Source organism: Streptomyces sp. CNS606 (assembly GCF_000426325.1).
In genome coordinates this window covers 715,017-739,472 of the sequence record NZ_KE384521.1, presented here as the reverse complement: position 1 = coordinate 739,472, position 24,456 = coordinate 715,017, and the positions used below count along the sequence as shown (strand labels likewise).

18 protein-coding genes are annotated in these 24,456 nt (G+C 73.9%); 9 read left to right on the top strand and 9 right to left on the bottom strand.

Annotated elements, in window-relative coordinates; genetic code table 11:
* Positions 1-8 precede the first annotated feature (8 nt).
* Positions 9-728: a PhzF family phenazine biosynthesis protein gene (locus K304_RS31020; protein WP_051308767.1), complete on the top strand. Its 720-nt coding sequence runs from the start codon at positions 9-11 to the stop codon at positions 726-728.
* 138 nt (positions 729-866) lie between these two features.
* Here the strand turns inward: K304_RS31020 and K304_RS0124070 are convergent, their stop codons facing one another.
* From K304_RS0124070 to K304_RS31010, 5 genes are all read right to left on the bottom strand, one after another.
* Entirely contained in the window at positions 867-2,534 is a 1,668-nt protein-coding gene (locus K304_RS0124070) for a glycoside hydrolase family 13 protein (protein ID WP_027765798.1), read from the bottom strand.
* Positions 2,535-2,666: 132 nt separating this feature from the next.
* Complete coding sequence (locus K304_RS0124065) at positions 2,667-3,623, bottom strand: ABC transporter permease subunit (protein WP_078529620.1); 957 nt, start codon at positions 3,621-3,623, stop codon at positions 2,667-2,669.
* A complete protein-coding gene (locus K304_RS31015; protein ID WP_078529618.1) occupies positions 3,620-4,702 on the bottom strand; it encodes a carbohydrate ABC transporter permease in 1,083 nt (360 codons plus the stop codon). Before K304_RS31015 ends, K304_RS0124065 begins: the two co-directional genes overlap by 4 nt.
* Positions 4,703-4,754: 52 nt before the next feature.
* A complete protein-coding gene (locus K304_RS0124055; RefSeq protein WP_027765796.1) occupies positions 4,755-6,077 on the bottom strand; it encodes an ABC transporter substrate-binding protein in 1,323 nt (440 codons plus the stop codon).
* 140 nt (positions 6,078-6,217) lie between these two features.
* Entirely contained in the window at positions 6,218-7,309 is a 1,092-nt protein-coding gene (locus K304_RS31010; protein ID WP_078529616.1) for a LacI family DNA-binding transcriptional regulator, read from the bottom strand.
* A gap of 289 nt (positions 7,310-7,598) precedes the next feature.
* Between K304_RS31010 and K304_RS0124045 the strand changes: the two genes are divergently transcribed.
* The 4 genes from K304_RS0124045 (at position 7,599) to K304_RS33520 (ending at position 12,366) form a co-directional block, all read left to right on the top strand.
* Positions 7,599-8,366, top strand: coding sequence for a class I SAM-dependent methyltransferase (locus K304_RS0124045; protein ID WP_027765795.1), 768 nt, complete (start codon positions 7,599-7,601; stop codon positions 8,364-8,366).
* A 133-nt stretch (positions 8,367-8,499) separates the two neighbouring features.
* Positions 8,500-11,454 carry an SARP-family global regulator AfsR gene (gene afsR, locus K304_RS31005; RefSeq protein ID WP_037791547.1) on the top strand — a complete coding sequence of 985 codons (2,955 nt, stop codon included), beginning with the start codon at positions 8,500-8,502 and terminating at the stop codon, positions 11,452-11,454.
* A gap of 300 nt (positions 11,455-11,754) precedes the next feature.
* On the top strand, positions 11,755-11,979 hold the full coding sequence (locus tag K304_RS0124035) for a hypothetical protein (RefSeq protein WP_027765794.1): 225 nt from the start codon (positions 11,755-11,757) through the stop codon (positions 11,977-11,979).
* 204 nt (positions 11,980-12,183) lie between these two features.
* A complete protein-coding gene (locus K304_RS33520) occupies positions 12,184-12,366 on the top strand; it encodes a hypothetical protein (RefSeq protein ID WP_158687416.1) in 183 nt (60 codons plus the stop codon).
* Positions 12,367-12,488: 122 nt separating this feature from the next.
* Here K304_RS33520 and K304_RS0124025 read toward each other — a convergent pair whose 3' ends face one another.
* Positions 12,489-14,138 carry a PucR family transcriptional regulator gene (locus K304_RS0124025; RefSeq protein ID WP_027765793.1) on the bottom strand — a complete coding sequence of 550 codons (1,650 nt, stop codon included), beginning with the start codon at positions 14,136-14,138 and terminating at the stop codon, positions 12,489-12,491.
* A 247-nt stretch (positions 14,139-14,385) separates the two neighbouring features.
* Here K304_RS0124025 and K304_RS0124020 point away from each other — a divergent pair, with 247 nt between their 5' ends.
* From K304_RS0124020 to K304_RS0124010, 3 genes are all read left to right on the top strand, one after another.
* Complete coding sequence (locus tag K304_RS0124020; RefSeq protein WP_027765792.1) at positions 14,386-15,882, top strand: CoA-acylating methylmalonate-semialdehyde dehydrogenase; 1,497 nt, start codon at positions 14,386-14,388, stop codon at positions 15,880-15,882.
* Positions 15,883-16,093: 211 nt separating this feature from the next.
* The gene (locus K304_RS31880; RefSeq protein WP_158687415.1) at positions 16,094-17,905 is read left to right on the top strand and encodes a hypothetical protein; all 1,812 of its coding nucleotides are present in this window, start codon (positions 16,094-16,096) and stop codon (positions 17,903-17,905) included.
* A 38-nt stretch (positions 17,906-17,943) separates the two neighbouring features.
* Positions 17,944-18,312 (top strand): DUF1801 domain-containing protein, encoded by a 369-nt coding sequence (locus tag K304_RS0124010; protein ID WP_051308765.1) that lies wholly within the window; start codon positions 17,944-17,946, stop codon positions 18,310-18,312.
* Between the two features lie 52 nt (positions 18,313-18,364).
* Here the strand turns inward: K304_RS0124010 and afsK are convergent, their stop codons facing one another.
* Positions 18,365-20,950, bottom strand: coding sequence for a protein serine/threonine kinase AfsK (gene afsK / locus K304_RS0124005; RefSeq protein WP_027765790.1), 2,586 nt, complete (start codon positions 20,948-20,950; stop codon positions 18,365-18,367).
* Positions 20,951-21,119: 169 nt separating this feature from the next.
* Positions 21,120-21,911, bottom strand: a complete 792-nt coding sequence (locus tag K304_RS0124000) for a VOC family protein (RefSeq protein WP_027765789.1) — start codon at positions 21,909-21,911, stop codon at positions 21,120-21,122.
* Between the two features lie 197 nt (positions 21,912-22,108).
* Between K304_RS0124000 and K304_RS0123995 the strand changes: the two genes are divergently transcribed.
* Positions 22,109-22,756, top strand: coding sequence for a TetR/AcrR family transcriptional regulator (locus tag K304_RS0123995; RefSeq protein WP_027765788.1), 648 nt, complete (start codon positions 22,109-22,111; stop codon positions 22,754-22,756).
* A gap of 285 nt (positions 22,757-23,041) precedes the next feature.
* Here K304_RS0123995 and K304_RS0123990 read toward each other — a convergent pair whose 3' ends face one another.
* The gene (locus K304_RS0123990) at positions 23,042-24,247 is read right to left on the bottom strand and encodes a S8 family peptidase (RefSeq protein ID WP_486591788.1); all 1,206 of its coding nucleotides are present in this window, start codon (positions 24,245-24,247) and stop codon (positions 23,042-23,044) included.
* Between the last annotated feature and the right edge of the window lie 209 nt (positions 24,248-24,456).

Genomic DNA, 24,456 nt, shown 5'->3' with positions numbered 1-24,456 from the left:
TGAGGCGCATGGTCGCATGTCAGCTCGCCCGCGCGTTCGTCGACGCCGACGGCGCACACGGGAATCCCGCACTGGTGGTCGTCGAGCCGGAGCACCGGCGGGCGAGCGAGACGGAGCGGCAGGCGCTGGCCGACGCACTCGGCATCCCTGCGGTCGTGTTCGTCACCGACCAGCAGGGCACGGTGCGCATCCACGGCTCGTACGGCACGCCCATCCGGTTCGGCGGCCATCCGCTGCTGGCGACCACCGAGGTGCTGCACCGGCTCGGCAGGCCGGTGCAGCGGTTGAGCCCCACGGCCGGCACGGTGGCCTGCCGGCGGGACGACGCCGGGACGGTGTGGCTCACCGCACCGGCCGCGTGGTCGAAGCCCTGGCGCCACTACGAGATGGGGAGCGCCCGCCAGATCGAGGCGCTGACGGGGCTCCCCGCAGGTGAGGACTTCACCCAGGTCTGGGCCTGGCTCGACGAGCCCGCCGGCCGGGTGCGCGCGCGTCTGTGGGCGCCGCGCATCGGCAAGGGCGAGGACGAGGCCTGCGGCAGCGCGTCGATGCTGCTCACGCTGAAGCTGGACCGCGATCTCGAAGTCGTCCACGGCCGCCACGGCGCCGTCATCCGGACCCGGCGGGCCGGGGACGGGCTCGTCGAACTCGGCGGGCGTTGCGTGCTCGACGAGCCGGGCGCGGGGGTGCGGGAGAAGGTCGAGGCGCTGTACGCGACCGCGCCCTGACGCGCGCGAGGGCGCCCGGGTGCGGGTGTCTTACTGCCCGGCGGCCCGGCGGCCCGGCTGCCCGGCTGCCCGGCGGGGGACCCGTACGGCCCCGGCCGGAGGGGTGGCCGAGGCCGTACGGGGGAAAGCCGCGAGTGGTCAGTCCGCGGCCCGGTACCAGGCGGCGGTGTCGCGCGGGACGCGCGCACCGTCCAGCGGCCTGGAGGTCAGCAGCAGGCGCGCACCGGTCGGCAGGACACAGCCCTCGGCGGTCAGGTTGACCACGCACCGCAGCCCGTCGCCGCGTTCCAGGTGCAGGACGCCGTCGGGTGCGTCGAGCCAGGTCAGGCCACTGCCGGCGAAGCCGGGCTCGGCGCGGCGCAGCCGCAGCGCCTCGCGGTAGAGCTCCAGCATCGAGGCCGGTTCCCCGGTCTCCGCCGCGGCCGTGTACGACTTCCACTCGGCGGGCTGCGGCAGCCACGGCACGGCGTCCTCGCCACCGTTGCCGAAGGGCGGCGAGACACCCGACCACGGCAGCGGCACCCGGCAGCCGTCACGGCCGCGCACGGTGTGGCCGGACCGCTCCCACGTGGGGTCCTGGAGCAGTTCGCCGGGGATGTCCTCGACCTCCCAGAGCCCCAGCTCCTCCCCCTGGTAGACGTACGCGCCGCCGGGCAGCGCGAGCATCAGCAGGGCTGCCGCGCGGGCGCGGCGGGTGCCGAGCTCCAGGTCCGTGGGGGGCGCGTCGCCGGGCACGTTGGGCAGCTCGGCGGTCTCCTCCCGTCCGTACCGGGTGACGTGCCGGACCACGTCGTGGTTGGACAGCACCCAGGTCGCCGGCGCCCCCACCGTCGCGTGCGAGGCGATGCTGCGGTCGATGATCGTCCGCAGCACCTCCGGGTCCCACGGAGCCTTCAGGTAGTCGAAGTTGAAGGCGGTGTGCAACTCGTCGGGGCGCAGGTAGAGCGGCAGCCGGTCGTGGCGTGCGTGCGCCTCGGCGACGAACGCACGGTCGCCGTCGTAGGAGTCGGCGATCTCCCGCCAGGCGCGGTAGATGTCGTGCACGGGGTCCAGGTCCCAGAAGGGGTGGCCCTCGTACCGGTCCATCGGGGCGAAGACGGCGTCGTCGTCGATGCCGATGTCCGGCAGGTCCGGGTGCTTGGCGAGGCCGTGCGCGACGTCGATGCGGAAGCCGTCGACGCCCCGGTCGAACCAGAAGCGCAGGATGTCCTCGAACTCGGCGCGCACCTCGGGGTTGTCCCAGTTGAGGTCGGGCTGCTTGGGGTCGAAGAGGTGCAGGTACCACTGGCCCGGTGTGCCGTCGGGCTCGGTGAGGCGGGTCCAGGCCCGGCCGCCGAAGACGCTGCGCCAGTCGTTGGGCGGCTGCGAGCCGTCCGGTCCCCTGCCGTCGCGCAGGAGGTACCGCTCGCGCGCGGCGGACCCGGGTGCGGCGGCCCGCGCCTCGACGAACCAGGGGTGCTCGTCGGAGGTGTGGTTGGGGACGATGTCGAGGATGATGCGCAGGCCGAGTGCGTGGGCCTCGGCGATCATCTCCTCGGCCTCGGCGAGGGTGCCGAACGACGGGTCGATGCCGCGGTAGTCGGCGACGTCGTAGCCGCCGTCGGCCATCGGCGAGGGGTACCACGGGTTGATCCACAGGGCGTCGACGCCCAGGTCGCGCAGGTAGGGCAGGCGCGCGCGGAGACCGGCGAGGTCACCGATGCCGTCGCCGTTCCCGTCGGCGAAGCTGCGGATGTAGACCTGGTAGATGACGGCCGTGCGCCACCACGGCGTGTCGGTGGTCTCCGGTGGGGTGGTGCTGTGCACGAATACTCCGTTTCGACAGCGTGTCGTACAGGGGGTCGTGGGGGGCGGGGTGTCGTGGCGGACAGAGGTGTCGCGGTGGGACGTCTCGGGCTCGGACGGGTCGGGGCGGGCAGGGGTGGGGTGGGGGGGGGGTCACTTCTCCGCGCCGGCGGTGAGACCGGCGACGATGCGGCGCTGGAAGATCACCACCATGATCACCAGCGGGATGGTCACGAGCACGCCGGCCGCCATCTGGCTGCCGAACGGCGTCTCGAACTCCGTCGCCCCGGTGAACTTGGAGATGGCCACGGTGGCGGTCTGCAGCTCCGCCTTGTTCGTCATCGACAGCGCGATCAGGAACTCGTTCCACGCCGCGATGAAGGTGATGATCGCCGTGGTGAAGACGCCCGGCGCGGCGAGCGGCAGCATGATCTTGCGGAACGCCTGCCCGCGGGTGCAGCCGTCGATCATCGCGGCCTGCTCCAGGTCGTCGGGGAGCTGCCGGAAGAAGACGGTCAGGTTCCACACGGCGAGGGGCAGCGCGAACGACATGCTGGGCAGGATCATCGCCTGGTAGGTGTTGATCCAGCCGATGTCGGTGAACAGCCGCAGCAGCGGCACGACGATGGAGACGACCGGGAACATCGACATCGCGATGATGGTGCTGAGGATCGTCTTCTTGAAGCGGAACCTCAGCCTGGCCACCGCGTAGGCGGTGAAGATCGCCAGGACCAGCGCGCACACCGTGGTGGTGCCCGCGACGACGAGGCTGTTCACCAGCGCGCGGGCGAAGCCCTGGTCCGGGCCGAACACCGCGCCGTAGTTCTCGAAGGACAGCGGCGACGGCAGCGCCGACATCTCGAAGATGTCGGAGGTGCGCCGCAGACTGGAGACGACCATCCAGTAGAACGGCGCCAGGCAGTACACGATGACGGCGCCGACGCCCAGGGTCAGCAGCACCTTGCGGGCGAGCTGTCCCTTCGGCCCGGACGGCGGCGGGCCGGCCGAGCGGGGGGCGGACGGCCGACCGGACCGCCGGGAGCCGGCCGCCGCGGGGTCGGACGGGCCGGTGGGCCGGTGACCGGCCGCGGGGTTCGCTGCGGTGCTCATGCGCCCACCGCCTCCTTCCGGCGGGACGGCGCGCCGGTGCGGCCGCGTCCCGCGAGTGACTTCAGCAGTCCACGGCGGCGCCCGCCGCCGCCCCCGGCGCCGTCCTCACCGCCGACCAGGTCCGCGCCGAGCAGCCGGATGAAGGCCAGCGCGATGAGGAAGACGTACACGAAGAGGAGCACCGCGTACGCCGACGCGGGACCGAAGTTGACGTTCGACGCCTCCGCCTGCGCGAGCATGGAGAGGGTCTCGACGGAGTCCTTCTGTGCGCCGATCAGGATGTACGGGAGGTCGAACATCCGCAGCGCGTCCAGGGTGCGGAACAGCACCGCGACCAGCAGGGCGGGCTTCACCAGCGGCAGCGTGATGTGCCAGAAGCGGCCCACCGCGCCGGCGCCGTCCACCCGGGCCGCCTCGTAGACCTCCCGGGGGATGAGCTGGAGGCCGGCCAGGGTGAGCAGTCCGACGAACGGTGCGGTCTTCCACACCTCGGCGATGATGACGGCGAACTGCGCCTGCACGCCGTCCGCCGTCCACAGCGTGGTCCCGGGCAGCATCGCGTTGGCGACGCCGTCGGTGTTGAAGACCCAGCGCCACAGCAGGGCGCTGACGGCCGTGGGGATGGCCCAGGGGATGAGGATGCTCGCCCGGATGAGCGCGCGTCCCTTCAGGGCCTGATGCATGATCAACGCCATGCCGACGCCGATGACGGTCTCCAGCGCCACCGTGGTGACGGTGAAGTAGCTGGTGTTCCAGAAGGCGTTCCAGAACTCGTCCGCCCGGCTGCCCAGGATCGCGGCGTAGTTGTCCAGTCCGACGAACGGCTCCGTCTCGTTGACGAACCCGGTCTCCGGGTCGATCCCCTTCTCCCCGAAGAGGGAGGTGTGGATCGCCATGATCGTCGGATAGAGGATGACGACGCCGAGCACGAGCAGGGTCGGGGAGATGAGCAGCGTGGCCAGTCGCCCCGCCCCGGCGGTGGCGCGCTTGGTGCGCCTGCCGGGGCCCTTCTTCGGCGTGGTGGTGCGCGGGGGGCGGACGCTGTCGTCGTCCGGCCCTCGCGTCGTGGTGTCGAGCATGGTGTTCCTCCGTGGCGTCAGCGGCCCTGCCGCGGTCACGTGACGTGCCGGGTCAGCGGGCGCTGGTGAGCTTGCCGAGCTGCTTCTGGAGGGCCGCCAGGGCCTCGCCGGTGCTCTTCTTGCCGGCGAGGGCGGCGTACGCCTGCTCCTGCATGGCGAGGGTGGCCTCGCCGTAGTTCACGACGCGCGGGCGCGGTTCGGCGTTGAGGATGGATTCCTTCAGCTCCGGCAGGTACGGGGACTGCTCGATCATCGCCTTGTCGTCGTACAGGTCGGCGTACGGCGGGGCGATGGAGGCGATGTCCAGGCGCTTCTTGGCGCTGGAGTGGCTGGTGAAGTACTTGATGAAGTCGACGGCCGTCGCCTTGTTCTTGGCGTGCGAGGACAGCGCCAGGTTGTGGCCGCCGAGGCTGGAGGTGCCGGGGCCGTCGAGGCCGGGTAGCGGGGCCACGTCGAACTTGCCGGCCACCTTGCTGGAGCCGTCGTCGGCGGAGGCGAGGTTGTGGATGTACGGCCAGTTGCGGTGGAAGATCAGGTCACCGCCCTGGAACGCCCGGCGGCCGTCCTCCTCCTGGAAGGTGATGGCCTTCTTCGGGACGGTGCCCTCCTTGAAGGACTCCACGAGGAAGTCGAGGCCCTTCGCCGCCTCCGGGCTGTCGACCTTGGGCTTGCCGGCGTCGGTGACGATCTCGCCGCCCGCGGAGTTGACGGCCTCGGAGAAGTTGACGGTGAGGCCCTCGTACTTCTCGAACTGGCCCGCGTAGCAGTCCATGCCCTTGGCCTCGGGCAGCTTCTTGATCTCCGCGCAGTCCTTCTTCATCTGCGCCCAGGTGCTCGGCGGCTCCTCGATGCCGGCCTTCTCCAGCAGGTCCGTGCGGTAGTAGAGCAGGCCGCCGTCGGACGCCATGGGCATGGAGTACAGCTTGTCGCGGTACTTGCCGGTCTCCACGACCGGGTCGAGCATCTTGTCGGTCGGGAAGTCGTCGGCCGGCAGTTCGTCGATCCAGCGGTTCGCCGCGAACTCGGCGTTCCACACCACGTCCACGGAGAGCACGGAGTAGGCGTCGGACTCGGTCTCGGCGTTCTGGATCATCTGCTGCCGCTGCGCGTCGGCGTCCGTGGGCAGCTCGACGAAGGTGACCTTCTCGTCCGGGTGCTTCTTGTTCCAGACGTCGAGCATGTCCTGCACGTAGCCGCTGGTGTCCTTGCCGGCGACGTAGGTGATGGGGCCGCGTCCGGTGTACTCACCGGACGAGGAGGACGCGTCGTCGCTCTCGCCGGAACCGCAGCCCGCCATGGTGAGCGCGGTGACTGCGGCGCACGTGGCGGCCGCGGCCTTCCGTACGGTCCTGCGTGGGCGCTGAGAGGGCAGCATGGTGTCACGCCTTTCTGTGATATGTCCGCGCTGCGGGCGCAGCGGATCGCGACGGCTCCGGCCGGGGGTGCGGAGCGCCGGGGTGGTGCGATGGGGGATGTGGGTCGTGCAGGCGGCGGGCGGGCCGGTGCCCGCCCGGGTCAGGGGACGGGGGAACGGGCTCCGCGGATGCCGGTTCCGTTGTCGGTGGCGGCGCCGGGTGACGGCGGGACGCCGGGAGCCGCGTCGCGCCGGGCGACTCCGGTGGTGCCGCGGACGACGAGCCGGGTCGGGAGCACCGTGTCCGACGGCTCCTCGTGCGAGCCCGCGAGCGCCTTGAGCACCAGGCGGGCGAGTAAGGCACCCTGCTCCACCACCGGTTGGGCGATGGTCGTCAGGTCCATCAGGTGGGCGGTCTCGTGGTCGTCGAAGCCGATGACGGAGACGTCCTCCGGGCAGCGCAGCCGCATCCGGCGCAGCGTGCGCAGCGCGCCGAACGCCATCTCGTCGGATTCGGCGAAGACCGCGGTCGGGGGCTCGGGCAGGGTGAGCAGCTGCGCCATGGCCGCGGCGCCCTCCTCGATGCCGAAGTGCCCCATCGCCTCGAGCCTGGGGTCGTACCGGATGCCCGCCGCCTCCAGCGCCGTGCGGTAGGCGTCGCGGCGCAGTATCGGTGTGGCGAACCGCCGCGGGTCGTGCGCGGCACCGGTGATCAGCCCGATGCGCCGGTGCCCGAGGTTGACCAGGTGCCGTACGGCCGTCGCCGCCGCCGCCGAGTTGTCGATGCGCACGTTCCAGAACGGCGGGGTGGGCTCGCCCAGCACGGCGACCGGCACCGCCAGCGAGGAGAGCGCGCGGGTCTCGTCCTCGGACAGCGGCAGGGTCAGCACGATCAGCGCATCGACCCGCCGGCGCACCGGCATCCTCTCGAAGAACCGCTCGTGCACCCGGGTGTCGCCCAGGTTGTAGAGCAGCAGGTCCATGTCGTTGGCGCGCAGCACCGAGTCGATGCCGGACACCACCTGGCCGAAGAACCAGCGGTTGACGAAGGGCAGGACGACGCCGACCGCGCCGGTGCGTCCGGAGCTGAGCTGGGACGCGATGGGCGAGACGGTGTACGAGAGCTCTTCCGCCGCCTGCTGGACGCGGGCCCGGGCGCTCTCGGAGACGTTCGGCAGCCCGCGCAGCGCCCGTGACACCGTCGCCGTCGACAGTCCCGCACGGCGGGCGACGTCGATGATGGTCGCGGCCATCACGCCTCCGAACAGTCTCGTCCCGCAGGGTCGGCCCCCTGCGAGTGGACTCGAACATAGGGCGGCTGAAAAACCGTTGCAATGCCTTGAACGGACTCTCTTCCTTCCAGGACCCGGCAGGGCGAAGAAGTGTTCCACCGTGAGGCTTTCGTACCGTTATGGCGACGGCTGCAACGGACTGTAAACGTGTACATCCCCGTGGCGACTTCACGGCCTGAACGGGCGTTGCGCCCCACCGTTCGACCGAAAGCCGCTGGCCCGCCGCGAGCGCGGCTGGAACCCTCGGGGCATGACGCGCACCTTCGACGACCTGGTGGCCGAGGCCGCAGCCGCACCCGTCGCGGGCTGGGACTTCTCCTGGCTCGACGGCCGGGCGACCGAGCAGCGCCCCTCCTGGGGCTACCAGCGCATGATGGGCGACCGGATGGCCCGCGCCTCCGCCGCGCTGGACGTCCAGACCGGCGGTGGCGAGGTGCTCGCCGGCGTGACCCGGCTGCCCGTGCCGACGGTGGCGACCGAGTCCTGGCCGCCGAACGTCGCGAAGGCCACACGCCTGCTGCATCCGCGCGGAGTGACCGTGGTCGCCGACACGGACGAGCCGCCCCTGCCCTTCGCCGACGAGGCGTTCGACCTGGTCGTCAGCCGGCACCCGGTGACCACCTGGTGGGAGGAGATCGCCCGCGTGCTGCGGCCCGGCGGCACGTACTTCTCCCAGCAGGTCGGTCCGGCGAGCGTGTTCGAGGTGACCGAGCACTTCCTGGGACCGCAGCCCGCCGGGACGCGGAGCAGGCGGCATCCGGACGACGCACGCACCGCGGCGGAGGCCGCCGGCCTGACCGTCACCGACCTGCGGTCGGAGTCGCTGCACACCGCCTTCCACGACGTGGGTGCGGTGGTGTGGTTCCTGCGCAAGGTGATCTGGATCGTGCCCGGCTTCACCGTCGAGCGGTACCGGGAGGAACTGCGCGCGCTGCACGAACGCATCGAGGCGGACGGTCCGTTCGTCGCCACCACCACCCGCTTCCTGATCGAGGCCCGCAAGCGCGCCGCGTCGTGACCACCGTGCTCGCCGGGCCCGGCGGTCACGGCGCGAGAGCACGCGGCTGGTACTGAGCTGACGGGAAGGCATGGAACAAGGCACACTGGCCGGTTGGGAAGCCAGCCGAGGGCGAGGGACGGCAGGGGGCAGCATGAGTGCCGAAGGCCACAGCACACGGGAACCCGGGCAGCGCGACAGACTGCGCTTCACCGTGCTCGGTCCGGTGCTCGCCTGGCGGGGCGAGGCGCAGCTGCCGACCGGCTCGCCCCAGCAGAAGGCGCTACTGGCCGCCCTGTTGCTGCACGCGGGGCGTACGGCCACCGCCGAGCGCCTCATCGACGGCCTGTGGGGCGAGGACCCGCCCGACCAGGCGAAGGCCGCCGTGCGCACCTACGCGTCCCGGCTGCGGAAGGCCCTCGGGCCGGACGCGGAGCACCTGGTGAGCGAATCGGGCGGGTACGCGCTGCGGGTAGGCGACGCGGACGTGCGCGTCGACCTCGACGTCGCCGCCGAGTTCGCGGAGCAGGCGGAGAAGGCGGAGGCCGCCGGCGACCCCGCGCGCGCCCGGCAGCTGTACGACGCGGCGCTGCAGCAGTGGACCGGTGAGTCCCTGGCCCACGTGCCCGGCCCGTACGCCCAGACGCAGCGGGCCCGGCTGGAGGAGTGGCGGCTGACGCTGGCCGAACACGGCCTGGACCTGGACCTCCAGGTCGGCTGCCACGCCGACGCGGTCTCCGAACTGACCGCGCTCACCGCGGCACACCCGCTGCGGGAGCGGCTGCGCGAACTGCTGATGCTCGCGCTCTACCGCAGCGGCCGGCAGGCCGAGGCCCTCGCGGTGTACGCCGACACCCGCCGCCTGCTGGCGGACGAACTCGGTGTGGACCCGCGCCCGGAACTGTCCGAACTCCAGCGGCGCATTCTGGAGGCCGACGACGGCCTGCGGCTCCCCGGCGACGCCCCCGCGGCCGCCTCCGGCGAGGAACCGGAGATCGCCCGCCCCGCACAACTCCCGGCCACCGTCCCCGACTTCACCGGCCGGACCGGCCTGGTCGCCGAGCTGGGCGACGAACTGGCCACGGCCGAGGGCACGGTGATGGCCGTGTCGGCCGTCGCCGGCATCGGCGGCGTGGGCAAGACGACGCTCGCGGTGCACGTCGCCCACGCGGCACGGGAGCACTTCCCCGACGGACAGCTCTACGTCGACCTCCAGGGCGCCGGCCCGTCGGCGGCGGACCCGGAGGCCGTGCTCGGTGCGTTCCTGCGGGCCCTGGGCACACCGGATCCGGCCATTCCCGACGGGGTCGAGGAACGTGCGGCGCTGTTCCGTTCACGGCTCGCCGGGCGGCGCGTGCTGACGCTGCTGGACAACGCCCGGGACGCCGCGCAGGTCCGCCCGCTGCTGCCGGGCGCGGAGGGCTGCGCGGCACTCGTGACCAGCCGCACCCGCATGGTGGACCTGGCCGGCGCCCACCTGGTCGACCTCGACGTGATGAGCCCCGAGGAGGCGATGACCCTCTTCACCCGCATCGTCGGCGCGGAACGCGTGAACGCCGAACGGCAGGCCGCCATGGACGTGGTGGCGGCCTGCGGCTTCCTGCCGCTGGCCCTCCGCATCGCCGCCGCACGGCTCGCCGCACGCCGCACCTGGACGGTCGACGTGCTCGCGTCGAAGCTCGCCGACGAACGGCGCCGGCTGGACGAACTCCAGGCAGGCGACCAGGCGGTGAAGGCGACCTTCGAACTCGGCTACAGCCAGCTCGACAAGGACCAGGCCCGCGCGTTCCGCCTGCTCGGCCTGGCCGACGGCCCGGACATCGCACTGCACGCCGCCGCCGCACTGCTGGACCGTGAACCGGCGGAGGCGGAGGACCTGCTGGAGTCGCTGGTCGACACCTCTCTGCTGGAGTCGGCCGCACCTGGCCGCTACCGCTTCCACGACCTGCTGCGCCTGTACGCCCGCCAGTGCGCCGAGCGGGACGAACAACCCCCCGCCGAACGGGACGCGGCGCTGAGCCGGCTCCTGGACTTCTACCTGGCCACCGCGGCCGGGGTGTACGCCCTCGACCAGCCCGGCGAACGGCTCGTCGACCACCTGGCGCCCACGGACCGCGACGGGCTCCGCTTCCCGGACCAGTCCGCCGCGGTGGACTGGCTGTTCGCCGAGTCGGCCTGCTACCTGGCCTGCGCACGGCAGCTCGCCTCCGGCGCGACGCTGGAGCGGGCCGTCGACCTGCTGATGGTCACCACGGCGCTCAGCGAGGCGGGGATGAACATCCGCGCCTACGAGGAGACCGCCCTCGCCCTGCGGGAGGCCGCCTGCCGGGCGGGTGCCGGGCGGACGGAGGCGCGGGCCCGTTCGGTGCTGACCGGCCTGTACCTGACCGTGGGACGGTTCGACGAGGCGGACGACGAGGCCCGGGTAGCCGGAGTTCTCGGACTGGCGGCACAGGACCCGATCGCCGAGGCGTACGCGCTCAACGACCGCGGCATCGTCGCCAACTGCCAGAACCGGTTCGCGGACGCCGAGGAGTTCCTCAGCCAGGCGCTGGACTGCTTCCGCGCCGACCGCAACGAGCCGTCCGTGGCCAGCGCGCTGTGCAACCTGGCGCGGGCCAGGCTGGGTCTGGGCCGGACCGAGAGCGCCGTGGAGCTCAGCCGGCAGGCGGTCGACATCTACAGCAGCCTCGCCGTCACCACCCGGCTGGGCAACGGCCTCTACGCACTCGGCATGGCCCTCACCGCCGCCGGCCGGTACGACGACGCGAAGACCAGCCTGGACGGTTCGCTGGAGGTCTTCCGGCAGAGCCGCCAGCGGCTGTGGGAGGGCATGGCGCACTTCCGGCTCGCCGAACTGCACCTCGCCGACGGCGAGCACGCCGCCGGAGCGGAGCGTGCCGAGCAGGCCCTCGCCATCGTCCGCCACACCGGCGGCTCCTGGCGGCACGCGGACGCCCTGACGGTGCTCGGCCGCTGTCTCGACGCCATAGGGCACAACCGGCGCGCGCAGGCCTGCTGGGAGGAGGCGCTGGGCACCTACGAGGAGTCGGGGTCCGACGAGGCGGCCGAAGTGCGGGCCCTGTTGGAGACCGCCGTCGCCGTCTGAGCGGTTCCACGCACCTCCCACGCGCCCCCGGAGCGGGCGGAGTCGCCGTCCGGCGCCCCGGCCCGCCCTCCTTCCCCCGCGTGACCAGCGCAAGGAAGCCGACAAGCGGACGTTCATCATTCGTTTATCGCCGCCCGGCATCGTCTTACCCGTCGGGGCGCCGCGACGGGGGACAGGCGGCCCGAGGGGGGAAGCGCTCGCCCCCGCATAGGGTGAGCGCTCCGCTGCACCCGCCCGGCGGCCGACGGGGGAGCCGCCGGGCGGGGTGCAGCACGGAACGCCAGCCCGAGGAGGGGACAGATGGCCACCAACGACACCGCGACCACGGAGCCGGTCGAGGAGACCGAACTCACCACCATGAACCGGCACACACCCATCTCCCCGGTGGAACTGCGTCCGGACGCCGACGCGCCGCGGACGCCGGCCGACCCGGAGCAGCCGGCGGCCACCACCGCGGCGAAGCCCGGGAAGCCGGGGACACGTCCGCAGAAGAACCGTCACACCCCGGCCGAACCGGCCGACTGAGCCCACCGACCACGGGGGACGCACGGCGCCCGGCACCGGCGGCGAAGAGGGGGCCTCGCCGGTGCCGGGTCCGACGTGTGCGGAAGGGCCGATTCCCGCCCTCCGGCACGCGCCGGTCCGCCGGTCCCGGTCCGGTAGCCCTCTCGAGCACCTACCGTCGGGACCGGGGAAGTCGGAAGTCCCGTCCCGTACAGAGGAGTTGTCGTGATACGCACCGGAAAACTGCTCGCTGTGGGCGCCCTCGCCCTCGGCCTGGTCGCCGCCGCGACCGGCCCGGCGCTCGCCCAGCGTCACACCCCGGCACCGCCCTCCGGCCAGCAGGTCTCCGCACCCACGAGCAGCAGCCCCACCGCGAACGAGCCGCAGGACAACCGCCACTCGCCCTGACACCGGCGGGCGGCCGGGGGTGCCGGGCGGGGTTCTGCGGCCCCCCGTCCGGCACCGGCCGTTCGGGTCACCACCCCGTCGTCGCCACGGTCCGCCACGTGTGGCCCGTGCGCCCCGTCGCGTCACGCCCCTTCGCGGCCCCGCACGGCGTCCAGCGCCAGCACCGCGACGTGCAGGCTCAACGCCGACTCCGGTGCGTCAAGGGGGACTTCGAGCACCCGCTCGACCGTGGCGAGCCGGCCGTAGAACGTCGGCCGGCTCAGGTGCAGCGCGTCCGCGGCCGCCGACTTGTTCCGGCCTTTCTCGAGATACGCGCGCAGCACACCGAGCAGATCGGTCCCGTGCGCGTCGTCGTACGCCAGCAGCGGCGCCAGCTCCCGTTCCACGAAGCCCTGTACGCGCGGGTCCGCGCGCAGCAGGTACAGCAGGCCGCGCACCCGCACGTCCGGCAGCCGGTGGTACGCCCTGCCGGGCGAGGAGCCCGCGGCCGCGTCCGCGACCTGCTCCGCCTCCGCGAACGCCCGCCGCACCTCGGTCACGTCCTCCATCGGCGTGCTGACGCCCAGCCGGCCCCGGCGCGGACGGGCGCAGCGCGCCAGCCGGTCGTGCACCGCCTCCGCGAGACGGGAGAGCACGACGTGCGGGTCGTCACCCCGCCCGAGGGTGAGCAGCAGCCCGACGCGGGCCCGGCTCAGCGGCGCGACCAGGGCCCGCACCCCGGCGTCGCGGACGGCGCTGGTGACGGCCTCCGCGTCCTCCCGGTCCTGCGCCTGTTCCCGCACCGACGGCGTCTCCCCCGCCCGCAGGCTCCCCGCACCGGCCTCCAACCGCACCACGACGGCGAGCAGTTCACGCCGGGCCGTCGGCACCCCCAGCGCGGCGGTCTGCGCGTGGACGTCCTCGGCCGGGGGGAGTTCGCCGTGCAGCAGGTCCGCCAGCAGCGTGCGGTGCGCGTGCGACTCCAGGCTCTCCCGGTCGCGTTCGGCGAGCCGGTTCATGGCCAGCGCCGTCGCCGCACGCTCCAGGACGAGCAGCAGGTGATCGTCGGCGCGGGGGCGCTCACCGGCCAGGATCAGCCGCCCCCACACCTCGCCGCGGGCACCGACCGGGGTGACCAGCCAGCCCTCGGGACCGGCCGTACCGGAACGCCCCCCGGCCACCGCCTCGCGGGAGCGGCGTTCCCAGTCCCGCAGCAGCGCGGCCCGCTCCCGGCCGGTCGTGTGATGCGCGAGCACCTGGTGCGAGAGGTTCTCCAGCACCACCGACATGCCGGTCAGCTCCGCGGTGTGCCGCAGCACGTCGGCGGTGGCGGCGCCCTCCACGCTGAGCGTGGTGAACAGGTTGTGGATGCGTTCGGACAACGCGAGCCGGGCGAACTGCTCCCCGGCGATCAGCTCCTGCGCGGCCTGCGTCACCTGCACGTACCGCACCTCGCGGCGCAGCACCACCAACGGCAGCCCGGCCCGTGCGGCGGCGTGCACCAGCGGCCGCGGAGCCTCCGCGAAGCGCCGGCCCAGCTCCAGCACCAGCCCGCTCACCCCTGCGGCGGCCAGTTCGTCGACGTAGGCACCGAGCCGTTCGGTCGCGTCCGGCAGCGCCACACCGGTGGTGAGCAGCAGTTCGCCGCCCTGGAGCAGCCCGGCGATCTCCGGCACCTCGCTGACGTGCACCCAGCGCACGGGCCGGTCCAGCAGGTCGTGCCCGGCCAGCACCTGCGGCGCGCCCTCGGCGACCGCGGGCAGCGCCAGCACGTCGGCGACGGACGTGGGCATGCCCTCACCTCCTCTCCCGGACGCACGCGGCGCCTCCGCCCCGCCGGGGACGGCCCGCTGCGTCGGGCGCGGCGCGTCCGGTGCGGCGCGTCGAGCCCGGCCCTTTTACACACTGTCGCAGAATTCCGGAAGGTGCCGACAGTCTGCTCGTTGCCGCCGGCGGAAGCGGGCACGCAGGCTGTGAACGGCGGAACACCGACCGCAGCGCGACCGAACCGAACCGCACCGAGCCACCGGAGGCTGTCGTATGAGCAGGACCGTCACGCACTGGATCGGCGGCAGGCCCTGGCAGGGCGGCCCCGCCGACCGGCAGGGCGAGGTGTACGACCCGGCCACCGGGCGGCTGTCCGCGCGGGTGGACTTCGCCGGCCGCGCGGAGGTCGACGCGGCCGTCGGCGCCGCCAAGGAAGCCTTCCGGACCTGGCGGCACGCCCCGCTGTCGCAGCGGACCTCCGTGCTCTTCGCGTTCCGCGACCTGGTCGACTCGCACCGCAAGGAAATCGCGGCGATGATCACGTCCGAGCACGGCAAGGTCGCCTCCGACGCGGCCGGGGAGGTGCAGCGCGGCCTGGAGGTCGTCGAGTTCGCCTGCGGCATCCCGCACCTGCTCAAGGGCAGCTACTCGGAGAACGTGTCCAGCGCGGTGGACAGCTACTCGCTGCGCCAGCCGCTCGGCGTCGTCGCGGGCATCACGCCGTTCAACTTCCCGGCCATGGTGCCGATGTGGATGTTCCCGCTGGCCATCGCGTGCGGCAACACCTTCGTACTCAAGCCCAGCGAGAAGGACCCCTCGGCGGCGAACGTGCTCGCCGAGCTGTGGGAGCAGGCCGGGCTGCCGGACGGCGTGTTCAACGTGCTGCACGGCGACAAGCCGGCGGTGGACGGGCTGCTCACCCACCCCGACGTGGCCGCGGTCAGCTTCGTCGGCTCCACGCCCATCGCGAAGTACGTGCACCGCACGGCCGCCGAGCACGGCAAGCGGGTGCAGGCGCTGGGCGGCGCCAAGAACCACATGGTGGTGCTGCCGGACGCCGATCTGGACGCCGCCGCCGACGCCGCGGTCAACGCGGGCTTCGGCTCCGCCGGGGAGCGGTGCATGGCGATCTCCGCGGTGGTCGCCGCCGAGCCCGTCGCCGACGACCTGGTGGCCCGCATCCGCGACCGCATCGCCGGCCTGAACGTCGGCCCCGGCACCACTCCCGACTCCCAGATGGGCCCGCTCATCACCCGCGCCCACCGGGACAAGGTCGCCGGACACATCGAGGACGGCGTCACGGCGGGCGCCGAACTCGTCACCGACGGGCGGCGACTGAACGTGGAGGGCGAGCCGGACGGCTTCTGGCTGGGGCCCACGCTCTTCGACCGCGTCACCCCGGACATGAGCGTCTACACCGAGGAGATCTTCGGGCCGGTGCTGTCGGTGCTGCGCGTCGACTCCTTCGACGAGGCCGTCGAGCTGATCAACGCCAACCCCTACGGCAACGGCACGGCCGTCTTCACCGGCGACGGGCGGGCGGCCCGGCGCTTCCAGAACGAGGTGGAGGTCGGCATGGTCGGCATCAACGTGCCGATCCCCGTCCCAATGGCCTACTACTCCTTCGGCGGCTGGAAGGACTCCCTCTTCGGCGACAGCCACGTGCACGGCACGGAGGGGGTGCACTTCTACACCCGCGGCAAGGTCGTCACCTCCCGCTGGCACGAGGGGTCGCACGGCGGCATCGACCTGGGCTTCCCCACCGCCTGACGCGGGCCTCCCGCACCCCCGCCGTCCCTCCGCGTCTCCCCTCGCCGCCTGCGGTGGCGAGGGGGTACCGCCCGGCGTAGCGTCGAATGCGGACCCCGCGTGAGCGCGCGTGTGCACGCGCGCGGCGCACCCGCAGCACCCGCACGGGAAGCGAGGCGGCGCGATGATCAGGAATGCGATCGGTTCACTGATCGCCCTCGTGGGAGCGGCCGTGGCCGTATGGAGCGTCTTCCTCCCCTGGTACGGCGGTCGCGAAGGGCAGGACTTCGCCCTCCGCGACCTCTTCACCCCGGGCGGCCTCACCGAAGCGTCGCCCGCGTTGTTCGCCGGGCTCTTCCTGCCGATGGCCGTGGCGGCCCTGCTCACGGTCATCGGCGTGCTCCTGCGCTCCCGCCTGCTGGTGGCGCTCGCCGGGCTGGTCGTCCTCGGATTCGCGATCCTGTGGATGATCCGCCAGGGCGTGGCGCAGGGCAGTCTCACGGTCGGCGGCTCGGGCGGCCTCGACTGGGGCCTGGCCCTCGCGTTCGCCAGCGCCCTGATCCTGCTGTTCGGCGCGCTGTTCATGGCCGGACGGCGCGGTGCGGGCGGCCGGGGCCGCCACCGCGGCGCCCCGGACACCCGCCTGCGCCGCCGCAGCCCGGCGGCCGCCGGGGCCGCGGGCGCCGGCACGGCCGGCCTCGCCGCGTCGACGGCCCACGACGAGGGCCGGCGCGCCGCACCCGCCGGGGCCGGCGACACCGCCGCGACACAGCCGGCCGCCGAAACCCGCACGCCGGAGCCCACCGGCGCCACCAGCACAGGCAGCACCACAGGCACGGCGGGCACCGCCACAGCGGGAGCCGCCGCCGGGGCCGCAGCGGGAGCCGCAGGCATGGCCGCCGCCCGACGCGACACCCCCGAAGCCGAACGGGAGGCGCCCGCGACACACACGGCACCCGCCCCCGCCCAGGCAGACGCGGGCGCCGGAACGCCGGACGCAGCAGCGGCACCGGGCGACGACCGCACCACGGCCGCGACACAGCCGGCCGCCGAAACCCGCACGCCGGAGCCCGGCCCCGAACCCACCGGCGCCACCACCAGGGGCACCACCCCGGGCACGGCGGGCACCGCCGCAGCGGGAGCCGCCGCCGGAGCCGCAGGCACGGCCGCCGCCCGACGCGACAGCCCCGAGACCGCACGGGAAGCCACCGCCCCCCGTGCGGAGGAAGCGGCCCCTACGGCGACCGCACCCGGCATGCCCGCACGGGCCGACGCGCTCGACGCCCGGGGCACCTCCGGTCCCGCTCCCGGCGGGACGGGCGGGATGGCCGCCGCGCAGCAGGAGGAGGCCGACATCAGCGGGGACGAGACCGCGCCGGAGCACCCCTCGGAGGTACGGGGCGAGGTCGACACCGCTCGGCAGGACGGCCGGACGATGGCAGGCGGCGCGGCGTGGTCCGACGCGGCGCGCCGGTCCGAGGAATCCGGCGGGGCCACGGAGGGTCCGCAGGAGCGCACCCGCCCGATGCCGCACACCGCCGGTACGGCCGCCGCGCCCTCGGCGCGCACGGAACCCGGCACCGAGGAGCCGGCGACCGAACGGCCGACGACGGAACAGCCCGTCGCCGGGGCACCCGCGCGGAGCGAGGGCGGGGGGATGGGTACCTTCCCCCGCGACGAACGGGCGGACTGGAGCGGTACGGGTACCGGCACCCGCTCCCCCGGCCCCAGCGCGGCCGCCGGCCCCGGACCCGCCCCGGCGGAGCCGGCCCCGCCCCGCTCCGAGTCCCGGCCGCTGGCCGGGGCGGGCGCGGGCGGCCCGACGCGCAGCGGCGACCTGCGCGCGGAGAAGGGGCCGGACGCGATGCGTCCGGAGGAGGCCCGCAAGGGCACCGCTCCGGAGGCGGAGCGCGCACGCGGGGAGCAGGGCAAGGAGCACGGCAAGGAACCGTTCCCGCAGCGGCTGCTGCACCGGCTGCAGAACGCCGGGCACCGCGGTCACCACGGCCCGCGCGGCAGCGGCGACCACCGCGACGCGGCCTGACCGGGAGCCGGCCGCCAGTCCCGAAGGGAGACGACACCGTGTCCGGGAACGCCGACGCGGCCGCCGCAGCGGCCGCCGTGCGCGACTACATCCGCGCCGTCCCGCCCGAGCACCGGCCGCTGTTCGACCGGCTGCACCGGCTGCTCCTCGACGAACACCCCGACGCGGCGGTGACGCTCTCGTACCGGATCCCGTCCTACAAGGTCGGGCGCAGGCGGCTCTACCTGGGCGCCTGGAAGCACGGCCTGTCCGTGTACGGGTGGCAGGAGGGCCGCGACGGCGGCTTCACGGCGCGGCACCCCGACCTGGTGACGGGCAAGGGCACGATCCGGCTGCGGCCGCAGGACGCCGAGCGGGTCGACGACGACGAGCTGCGCACCCTCTTCCGGGCGGCGCTCGCGGCGTGACCCCCGGCACGTCGTCCGGGCCGGTTCGGGTCGTGGCGAAGGACCGGGCCGGTCAGGCCGGTGGCCGGGACTGCCCGGTGCCCTTCGCCGCGTCGAGCGCGTACACACAGCGGTCCTTGCTGCACGCGTACACCACGCCGCCGACGACCACCGGCGAGCCGGTGATCTCCCCCTGGGTGGCGAGCTTCCACCGCAGTTGGCCGCCGACCGCGTCCAGCGTGTAGATGCAGCAGTCCGCCGAGCCGAAGTGCACGCGTCCCGCCGCGACGACCGGCGCCCCGACGACGTCGCCCCCGGCGGCGAACCGCCAGCGGGGCGTGCCGCTGACCGCGTCGAGCGTGTAGAGCGCGCCCCCGCTGCCGAGGTGGACCAGGCCGTCGGCGACCACCACCGGTTCCGTGGAGTGCCGGGCCTCGGTGGCGATGCGCCAGCGGTCGTGCCCGTTCGCGGCGTCGATCGCGTACACCGTGCCGAGGTAGTCGACGAGGTAGACGCCCCCGCCGGTGACGGCGGGTCCGGGCACGAACGCGGGCGGGCAGAGGAACGCCGCCGGCGCGTCGAACCGCCACCGCTCCCGCCCCGACGCGGCGTCGAGCGCGAAGACGCGGGAACCGGCGCAGACGTAGACCGTGCCGTCCTCGGCCGGGGTGAGCCGCACCGGCACGCCCCCGGTCGCCGAGGCGTCGCCGACCGGGTACGACCAGCGTTCCCCGCCGCTGCGCGCGTCCAGTGCGTAGAGCCGGCCGTCGCCCGAGGTGAAGACGGTGCCGCCGTGTACGAGGGGCCCGGCCTCGCGTGTCTCGAAGTCGGCCTGGGCGCCGGTGAGGTCCCAGAGCTTCTCGCCGGTGGCGGCCTCCCATGCCTGCACGCCGCCGCCACGGGTGCCGGTCACCACCGTGCCGCGGTCGACGGACAGGGAGTACACCCAGCCGTCGGTCGCCAGCCGCCACCGCTCGGAGCCGTCCCGGGCGTCGAGCGCGTAGAGGCTGGGGCCGTCCGAGGCGTGCACGCGACCGGCGGAGACCGCCATGGACCAGGCGACCTCGCGGGTCTTGAACTGGCGGCGCCCGGTGGCGACGTCCAGGGCGTGCACCTCGAAGGAGGTGACGTACAGCAGGTCGTCGGCGACCGCGGGAGAGCCCCACAGGTCGTTGGACATGCGGAAGCGCCAGGGACGCCAGCCCGGCTGGCCGGGGGCGGCACCGTCCGGCGAACCCTGCGGAACGGGCGGCGCCTGCGGCGGCGGGGGCGGGGCCCCCGGTCCGGCCGCGGCCGAGGCCGTCCCGCCGGGCGGGCGCACCCAGCCGGTGCCGGGCATGCCGGAGTCCGCGACCTGCGGCTGGTCGTCGCGCCGAGGACCGGGGCCGATGGGGACCTGGGCCCCGGGGAGCCGTACGGGTGAGCCTTCGCCGGGTGGCGAGGCGACGACGGGGGGCGAGGCGACGGACGCCGCGTACGCGGCGTCGGGGCCGGCCGCGGAGGGCCCGCCGGGGCCCGCGGGCACCGCCCCGGTGCCGTAGGCGCCGGCGTGCGGCCGGTATCCGCCCTCGGCCTGCGGGTAGGCGCCGGGCGCCGCGTGCGAGGGCATCGGCGGCATGGCGGCCAGGTCGGGACCGCCGGCCGGTGCGGCACCGGGGCCGTGCACCCCGTTCGGGCCGTGCCCGCCCGCTCCGTGCCCACCGCCGGGTCCGCCGGGCCTGCCGGGGCCGCCGCCGAGGGCCTGCGCGGCGACCCGGGCGGCCCGGGCGCCCCGCTTGCGTTCGATGAGGGCGACGGCGCCGGCGGGCAGCCAGGCCGAGGCGGTACCGCTGTCGTCGCTGCCCGAGGAGAAGAGGTGCGGCGCGAGCTGGGCCTGGAGGTCGGCGGGGCTGGGCCGCTCCTCGGCCGCCATCCGCATGCAGGCGTCGATCAGCGGACGCAGTTCGTCCGGCATGCCTTCCAGGTCGGGGCCCTCACGCAGCAGCATGAAGACGGTCTCCACCGGGTTCGCGCCGTGGAAGGGGGCGTGCCCGGTGGCGGCGAAGACCAGGGTGGAGGCGAGGGAGAAGATGTCGCTGGCGCCGGTGACGCTGCGAGAGTCGCGGGCCTGTTCGGGTGACATGTACGCCGGGGTGCCGACGGCGACGTTGGTCATCGTCAGCCGCGTGTTGGACACCCCGGAGGCGATACCGAAGTCGATCACCCTCGGGCCGTCCTCGACCACCAGCACATTGGAGGGCTTCAGGTCGCGGTGGACCAGCCCGGCGCCGTGGATGGACTGCAGCGCCTCGGCGATGCCCGCGGCCAGCCAGCGCACGGCCTGAGCGGGCAGCGGGCCGCACTCGTTGACGATCTCCTCGAGCGAGGGCGCGGGCACGAAGGCCGTGGCCAGCCACGGCACGGCGGCGCGCGGGTCGGCGTCCACGACCGCCGCGGTGTAGAAGCCGCTGACGGCACGGGCCGCCTCCACCTCACGGGTGAACCGCACCCGGAAGAGCTGGTCCTCGGCGAGCTCCGTGCGCACCGTCTTGATCGCCACCCGGCGGCCGGAGGCGGAGCGGGCGAGATACACCAGCCCCATCCCCCCTGAGCCGAGACGGCCGAGCACCTCGAACGGCCCGATCCGTCGCGGATCGTGCTGCGTCAGCTGCTCCACCACGTGCCTGCCACCTCCCCGTTGGGGCGTTCGCTTCGTCACCGCCCCCGTGCAGCATCTCACCGCCCCGCAGGACGAAAGTGTCCGTCGGGACCGATTGTTCCTGGCGCGGCCTGCGGTTGCGAACCCGGGGGCGGCCCGGCCGTGTCGTTACTCCCCGGTCAGCTCTCTCTCAATGCCCCTCTTCCGGGGCGATCACGGCGAAATAGGCACCCTGGTCGTCCACGAGCACCGCGTACCGGCCGAAGGGCGTGGTGGCCGGCTCCCGCACCGTGCGCCCGCCGAGGCGGTTGGTCGTCCGGACCGCCTCGTCGCAGTCGCCCACCGCGAAGTAGAGGAGGAAGTGCGCCGGCAGGTGCTCCGGGGCGTCGGCGGCGATCAGGGCGCGGCCACCCACCGCGTGCTCCGGGTCGGCCGGCTCGCCGCGCGGCGCCCACATGACGAAGTCCTCCCCCAGCGTCTCGCTGAGGTCGCCGGTCCCGAAGCCGAAGACGGCCGCGTAGAAGGCGTCGACGGCCTCCTTGTCGGCGGCTCTGGTGTACACCTCCGCCCAGGCGTACGCACCAGGCTCCCCGGGGGCCTCGAAGCCGGTCATCGTGCCCGGCTGCCAGAGCTGGAAGACGGCGCCGCCCGGGTCTGCCGCCACCGCCGTGTACCCCGCCCCGCCCAGCGGGAACGGCTCCATGATGACCTGCCCGCCCGCCTCCCGGACCCTCCCGGCGGCAGCCGCGATGTCCGGGGTACTCAGATGCACGTTCCAGTCGGTGGGCATCCGGCCGTCGGGCTTCGCGACCAGACCGGCGACGGCCTTCCCGCCCAGCGTCGCCGTCGTGTACGCCTCCCGCTCGCGGTCCGGCTCCCCGAAGGACCAGCCCAGCAGCTCACCGTAGAACCTTCTGCCCGCCGCGACGTCGGGCAGCATGGCGACCGCCCAGCAGGGCGCGCCCTCCGCGAATCCGGCCATCGTCGCTCCACCTCCCAGCTGCCCGCGCCACCGTGCGTGCGCGGCCGTGCACCTCGTGTGTACGACAGAAACGCTAGCGGGCGGCACCGACACTCGCAGTTCGTGCGGGCCCGCCACGGCACGGCGCTGAAAACGGGTCCCAGACCCGTTTGCACCGCCCGAATCGCGCGCCCTTCACCCGTCGGTAAGCTGACGGCATGACAGGACAGGTACGAACCGTCGACGGCAGGGTCGCCGGCCGGAGGGGCCAGGCGACGCGGCAGAAGCTGCTCGACCGCCTCGGCGAGATGCTGAACTCGTCGCCGTACCGCGACGTCAAGGTGATCGACGTCGCGCGGAAGGCGGGTACGTCCCCCGCGACCTTCTACCAGTACTTCCCGGACGTCGAGGGCGCCGTTCTGGAACTCGCGGACGCGGTGGCCAAGGAGGGAGCGAACCTCGGCGAGATCGTCGAGGGCCGTTCCTGGGCCGGGAAGTCCGGGCGCGGAACGGCGGAGGAGCTGGTCGACGGCTTCCTCGCCTTCTGGCGCCGCAACGACGCGCTGCTGCGTGTCGTCGATCTCGGCGCAGCCGAGGGGGACAAACGTTTCTCCCGCATCCGCACACGGCTTCTCAACGGCGTGACCGCGTCCCTGACGGACGCCGTCAAGGATCTCCAGGCGCGCGGCCGGGTCGACGAGGAAGTGGTGCCGGCGGCCATGGCCGGCGCGCTGGTCACCCTCCTCGCCTCGGTGGCGGGTCACCAGAAGGTGTTCCAGACCTGGAGTGTGAAGCAGGCCGACGTCCGGCCCACGCTCGTGGAGCTGGTGCACCTCGGTGTGACCGGACGCAAGCCCGCCAGGTAGCCGCCGACGCCGTCGGCCCCACGGCCGCGCCCGGCCCGGCCCGGGGCGGCGAGCCCGGGCGGCCGGGTGCCGGACGCGTGCGGCGGCTCCTGTCCCCGCCGCATCCTCACGCGGCATCCGCGACGGCGCCTCCCCGCAGGCCGCCGTCGCGCCCGCACCCGTGACGGCGCAGCGCCCCGCCACGGCATGGACACGGCCCGGGCCCCCTCGATCTCCGAGGGGACCCGGGCCGTGTCCATGCGTGTCCTCGGCGGGGCGGGCGTGCCCACCGCGCCGCGCCGGTCGTCAGAACCGGGTGTACAGCAGACGGTTCGGCGAGCCGCTGCCCGCGTCCGTGACGCGGCCCTTCGTCGAACCGTCCAGCAGCGCCTCGGTGACCTCGTCGGGCGTGGCCGACGGGTGCTCGGCGAGGTAGAGCGCGGCGGCGCCGGTCACGTGCGGGGCTGCCATCGAGGTGCCGCTCCACACCGCCGTACCGTCCGGGTCGTCGTGATCGGCGGACTCGATGAGGTGGCCGGGGGCGAAGAGGTCCACGCAGTCGCCGTAGTTCGAGTTCCCCCACCGCGCGTCGGTGGCGGTCGTCGCCGCCACGGTGAGCACGTCCGGCTCCCGCGCCGGGGACTGCAGGCAGGCTTCGCGGTCGTCGTTGCCGGCCGAGACCGCGACGGTCACACCCGCCTCGACCATGCCGCGGACCGCGTCGTCCTTGGTGTCGCTGGCGCTGCCGCCGATGCTCACGTTGGCGACCGCGGGGAGCTGCGCGTTGGCGGCGACCCAGTCGTAGCCGGCCAGCACGTCGGCGGTGGTGCCGCGGTTCTCGCAGTTCAGCACCCGCACCGCGACGATCTTCACTTCCTTGGCCACTCCGTACACCGCGCCGCCGACGGTGCCCGCGACGTGCGTCCCGTGGCCGTGGCAGTCCTGCGCGACGGCGTCGTCCTCGACGAAGTCCCAGCCGTTCGAGGCCCGTCCGGTGAAGGCCGGGTAGCCCACGCTGACGCCCGAGTCGACGACGTACGCGCGCACGTTCCCGCCACCGGTGATGTGAGCGTACTGGTCGTTCAGCGGCAGGTCCCGCTGGTCGACGCGGTCCAGACCCCAGGTCGCGTTGATCTGCGTCATGTCGTCGCCGCGCTCGACGCCGTTCTGCTCGACGTAGGCGACGGACGGGAGGGCCGCGAGACGACGCGCCTCGGCCTCGTCCGCCCGCACCGAGAAGCCCTTGAACGCGGTGCTGTAGGTGCGCTCGACCGCGGCACCCAGCGCCTCGGTCTCCTCCAGCAGGTTCTCCGCGAGGCCGCGCACCGACTCGGTGGACCTCAGCAGCGAGGCGTCCGGAGCAGCCTTGCCGGACTCCTTCATCACCACGATGTACTCGCCCTCGATGGCGCCGGGGGCGTCGGCCCCGCGCACCTGGCCGAGCCCGCCGCCGGGCGGCCCGTCCGTCGGCTCCAGCGCGCCCGCGAGGGCGCCCGTGCCGCCGAGCAGCATCAGCGCGGCTGCTCCGACGAGGACTATCCGAGACTTCCTGTTGGTTCTCTTCTTGTGCTGCAACGGAGCGAGCCCTTTCGGTCGGGCGTGCGGTGACTGCTCCGTTCTAGCCGTACACATGTGGGACTAACGGTACATGTCCGCTATGGAACGCGGACGGCGACCCGAAGTTACGCGATCGTTACCATTGTCCGAGCTTCACGCCCTCC